This window comes from Methylobacterium bullatum, assembly GCF_014845095.1.
In the GTDB taxonomy this organism is placed as follows: Bacteria; Pseudomonadota; Alphaproteobacteria; order Rhizobiales; family Beijerinckiaceae; genus Methylobacterium; species Methylobacterium bullatum.
Genome location: NZ_NKUG01000175.1, coordinates 1 through 4,031, shown reverse-complemented (window position 1 = coordinate 4,031; position 4,031 = coordinate 1). Strand labels below are relative to the sequence as shown.

The 4,031-nt window shown below is 68.7% G+C and carries 3 protein-coding genes; 1 reads left to right on the top strand and 2 read right to left on the bottom strand.

Features of this window, described 5'->3' with window-relative positions:
- Nucleotides 1-81: 81 nt before the first annotated feature.
- Both aroC and MBTS_RS20860 read right to left on the bottom strand, forming a co-directional pair.
- Nucleotides 82-1,191 (bottom strand): chorismate synthase, encoded by a 1,110-nt coding sequence (gene aroC, locus MBTS_RS20865; protein ID WP_056146456.1) that lies wholly within the window; start codon nt 1,189-1,191, stop codon nt 82-84.
- Between the two features lie 49 nt (nt 1,192-1,240).
- Nucleotides 1,241-2,380 (bottom strand): anhydro-N-acetylmuramic acid kinase, encoded by a 1,140-nt coding sequence (locus MBTS_RS20860; protein WP_192216387.1) that lies wholly within the window; start codon nt 2,378-2,380, stop codon nt 1,241-1,243.
- A gap of 123 nt (nt 2,381-2,503) precedes the next feature.
- On the opposite strand from MBTS_RS20860, the gene tyrS reads away from it, so the two are divergent.
- The gene (gene tyrS / locus MBTS_RS20855) at nt 2,504-3,793 is read left to right on the top strand and encodes a tyrosine--tRNA ligase (protein ID WP_056146454.1); all 1,290 of its coding nucleotides are present in this window, start codon (nt 2,504-2,506) and stop codon (nt 3,791-3,793) included.
- The last annotated feature ends 238 nt before the right edge of the window (nt 3,794-4,031 follow it).

Here is a 4,031-nt window from a genome sequence, read left to right as displayed (position 1 = left end):
GGCGGAAAGATCACACCATATCCGGCACCACCCCCGCCCCTCTCCACAAGGGGGGAGGGCGTGCCGTTGCGCATGATGCGATCACTCCCGATCGCGCGTCCCGACCTGCCCCCGGTGACGCAGATAGTGATCGGCGAGCACGCATGCCATCATCGCCTCGGCGACGGGAACGGCGCGGATACCGACGCAGGGGTCGTGGCGGCCCTTGGTGACGAGGTCGACGTCACGATTGTTGGTCGTCACGCTCATGCGCGGCGTCAGGATCGAGGAGGTTGGCTTCACCGCGAAGCGGCAGATCAGCGGCTGGCCGGTGGAGATGCCGCCGAGGACGCCGCCCGCATGGTTGGCGAGGAAGGTCGGCGCGCCGGCATTGCCGGAGCGCATCTCGTCGGCATTCTCCTCGCCGCGCAAAGCCGCCGAGGCGAAGCCGTCGCCGATCTCGACGCCCTTCACCGCGTTGATCGACATCATCGCGGCAGCGAGATCCGCGTCGAGCTTGCCGTAGATCGGCGCTCCGAGGCCCGGCGGCACGCCTTCGGCGACCACTTCGATGACGGCGCCGATGGACGAGCCGTCCTTGCGGATACCGTCGAGATACTCTTCGTAGAATTTGGCCGTCTCGGCATCGGGGCAGAAGAACGGGTTGCGGGCCACCTCGTCCCAATCCCACCGCGACCGGTCGACCGCATGCGGTCCCATCTGCACCAGCGCGGCCCGGATGACGATGTCGGCCGGCAGGACCCGCCGCGCGATGGCCCCGGCCGCCACGCGGGCGGCGGTCTCGCGGGCCGACGAGCGCCCGCCTCCCCGATAATCGCGGATACCGTATTTGGCGTCGTAGGCGTAGTCGGCGTGGCCCGGCCGATAGCTGTCGCGGATCTCGGAGTAATCCTTCGAGCGCTGGTCGGTGTTCTCGATTTCCAGGGCGATCGGCGTGCCGGTTGTCAGCTGGACGCCGCCGGTGCGGTCGTCGGCGAAGACGCCCGACAGGATGCGGACCTGGTCGGGCTCGCGGCGCTGGGTCGTGAAGCGCGACTGGCCGGGCTTGCGCCGGTCAAGCTCCGCCTGGATGTCCGCCGCCTCGATGGCAATCCCGGGCGGGCACCCGTCCACCACGCAGCCGAGGGCCACCCCGTGGCTCTCGCCGAAGGTGGTCACGCGGAAGAGATGGCCGAAAGTGTTGTGCGACATGGTGGGAGACGCTCTAGCGCGGGTTTCGGCTGAGGGCAAAGCGCCGGGCTCATGCCTCCGGCCGCGCCAGCACCCCGCCGGTCATCGCCTCGCGAACGCCCGTGGTCGACGGGAAGGTGATCGGCAGGCCCTTCAGCGAGCGCACGGCGAGATGCGCGAAGGCCTGGGCTTCGAGATAGGCCGATGACCAGCCGATGGCGTCCGCCGTCGTGATCTCGGTGCGCAGGTGGTAGTTCAGGAGCCGCACCAGCTCACCGTTGCGGGCGCCGCCGCCGGCGACGATCCAGCGCGTGGGGATCTCCGGCGCGTGGTCGAGGGCGCGTGCCACGGCGCGGGCGGTGAAGGCGGTGAGCGTCGCCGCCCCGTCCTCGGTGGAAAGCTGACCGGCGAGCTTGTGCGAGAACCAGTTGCGGTCCAGCGATTTCGGCGGCCGGCGGAAGAAGAACGGATGGGTCAGGAGCCAGGCGAGGAGCGGCTCGTCCGGCCGTCCCCGCGCCGCCGTGCGCCCGCCATCGTCCAGGGGCCGGCCGGTGCGCTCGCGCATCCAGTCATCGATGAGGGCATTCCCGGGGCCGGTGTCGAAGGCGATCACGTCGCCGTTGGAGGCGATGAGAGTGGCATTGGCGACCCCGCCGATATTGAGGATGCCGAGCGCACCCTCGAACCCGGCGGCCTTGGCCAGCGCCTTGTGGAAGACCGGCACCAGCGGCGCCCCCTGCCCTCCCGCGGCGATGTCCGCGTGACGCAGGTCCGACACCACCGGAATCCCGAGACGGCGGCTCAGCGCGGCGCCATCGCCGATCTGCACGCTCATGCGCTGATCGGGGCGATGGACCACGGTCTGGCCGTGGAAGCCGATCACGTCGATATCGCTGGCGCTCAGGCCGTTCGCGGAGAGGAAGGCCTCCACCGCCTCCGCATGGGCCGCGGTGACGAAGGCCTCCGCCTCCGCGAGGCAGCCGGGCCGATCCTCGCGGGCGACCACCGCTTCGGAATCGGACAGCGCCCGGCGGAGCAACTCGCGATCCTCATCGGTGTAGCCGCGATAGCCGGTGGGGCCGAGGGGTTCGAGATAGCCGTTATGGCTGCGGACCACCTTCACGTCCTCGCCGTCGGTCTCGATCAGCGCCACGTCGACGCCGTCGAGGGAGGTGCCGCTCATCAGGCCGATCGCCCGCATCATGGTCATGCCGTTTACGCCCCGTGCCTTCCGCGGTGAGCCCTGCTAAGAGCCGCGCATCACTTGACCTGCTGCTATCACGCCGGCGTTTCTCCTGTCCCGCGCCGCGACCAGTCGAATCCGGAACCCCGCATGTCCACCGCCACGCCGAACCAGCCCGAGACCTTCGCGCCGAAATCCGACTTCCTGCGGGTTCTGTCCGAGCGCGGCTACATCCACCAGGGATCGGACCTCGCCGGAATCGACGCGGCGGCCCTGGAAGGCCGACTGACGACCTATGTCGGCTACGATTGCACGGCGGCCTCGCTCCATGTGGGGCATCTGCTCTCGATCATGATGCTGCACTGGCTGCAGGCGACGGGAGGCACCCCGATCACCCTGATGGGCGGCGGCACCACCCGGGTCGGCGACCCGTCCGGTCGGGACGAGTCGCGAAAGATCCTGACGCTGGAGCAGATCGAGGAGAACAAGGCCGGGATCCAGAAGACCTTCTCGCGGTTCCTGACCTTCGGTGGCGGCGGCAATTCTGCCACCATGGTCGACAACGCCGAGTGGCTGACCAAGCTCAACTACATCGAGATGCTGCGCGATATCGGCCGGCACTTCTCGGTCAACCGCATGATGTCCATGGACAGCGTGCGGATGCGCCTGGAGCGCGACCAGGAACTGTCGTTCCTGGAGTTCAACTACATGATCCTGCAATCCTACGACTTCGTCGAGCTCAACCGCCGCTACGGCTGCGTGCTGCAGATGGGCGGATCGGACCAGTGGGGGAACATCGTCAACGGCATCGATCTCGGCCGCCGCATGGGCACGCCGCAGCTCTACGGGCTGACGTGCCCGCTGCTCACCACGGCGTCCGGCGCGAAGATGGGCAAGACGGCGGCGGGCGCAGTCTGGCTCGATGCCGGGATGCTGAGCCCCTACGATTACTGGCAGTTCTGGCGCAACACCGAGGATGCCGACGTGGCGCGGTTCCTCAAGCTGTTCACCCTTTTGCCGATGGACGAGATCGCCCGGCTTCAGGCGCTGCAGGGCGCCGAGATCAACGAGGCGAAGAAGGTGCTCGCTACCGAGGCGACGGCCCTGATGCACGGACGCGAGGCGGCCGACGCCGCTTCCGAGACCGCGCGCAAGACCTTCGTGGAAGGCGCCGTGGCGCAGGACCTGCCGAGCGTCACCGTCGCCCGCTCCGTCCTGGAGGCCGGTCTCGGCGTACTCTCGGCCTTCGGTCCCGACCACGCCAGGCTCGTCCCCTCCACCAGCGAGGCGCGGCGCCAGATCAAGAGCGGCGGGTTGCGTGTCAACGACGTGCAGATCAGCGACGAGAAGGCGGTGCTGACGTTGGCCGATCTCGGCCAGGATGGGGTGGTGAAGCTCTCCTTCGGCCGTAAGAAGCACGTGCTTCTCCGGGTCGAGTGAGACGACGGGGGTAGAACCTCAAGCGCGGGTTTCGAAGGTGTGGCGCGTCTCCCTTCCCCCTCTGCGGGGGAAGGTGGCCCGCGCAGAGGGTCGGATGAGCGGAGCGCGTTGTTCGGAGAGATCGCCCCCTCTCCCGCCGGCGGCGCTAGAGCATTCACATCGTTCGCGGGATGCGCCACCCTGCCCTCCTCCCCAGCGGATCTCGGGCCTGCCCGAGATCCGTCGAGCTTGTGGGGAG